We start from the raw sequence: 515 nt of genomic DNA, 5'->3' as shown, positions 1-515 counted from the left end.
CATTTCATCGTGGACTATGTGGTCACGCGGCCCAGCAGCGATCCCGATTTTTCGCCCCGCACCAAAATCTACGTCAAGCTCGATCGCCCCGGGGGCAGGGATGAGAACGGCAGCATTCCCGGTCACTCCGAACTGCATATGGAGATCCCCGAAGAGATTCTGCTCGACGGCGTCGATGCCGATACACCCTCCGTTCCGATCACCATCAAATCCCCCATTGCCGGGAGACCGCCTTATCCCAATATCGCCGAAGGCGACCGCATTCGGCTGAGCTGGGGGGGCGTGTTTGTCTGGGAGACCGTGACCCTCGAGCAAGTTCGTGATCCCGACAATAATCCCATCATCGTCACCGTTGGCCGGGATGTGATCGACGACGCCGGCGACACTGACGGTCTGGCCGTGGCTTTCGAAATCTACGACGTGGTCGATAACCGCTCCGAAGACTGGAGCGCCGAAATCCGTATCGTGGTCGACACCGGCAGCTCGCGGCTCGACGCGCCGATTATCAAGGAGGC

At 60.2% G+C, this 515-nt stretch carries 1 pseudogene; it reads left to right on the top strand.

From position 1 onward, the window contains the following. Positions 1-515: pseudogene (locus tag AC07T0_RS31745) on the top strand (hypothetical protein); the annotation flags it as partial.

Source organism: Pseudomonas sp. GW821-FHT04D07, assembly GCF_059420225.1.
This window is presented reverse-complemented; position numbering and strand designations above follow the sequence as displayed.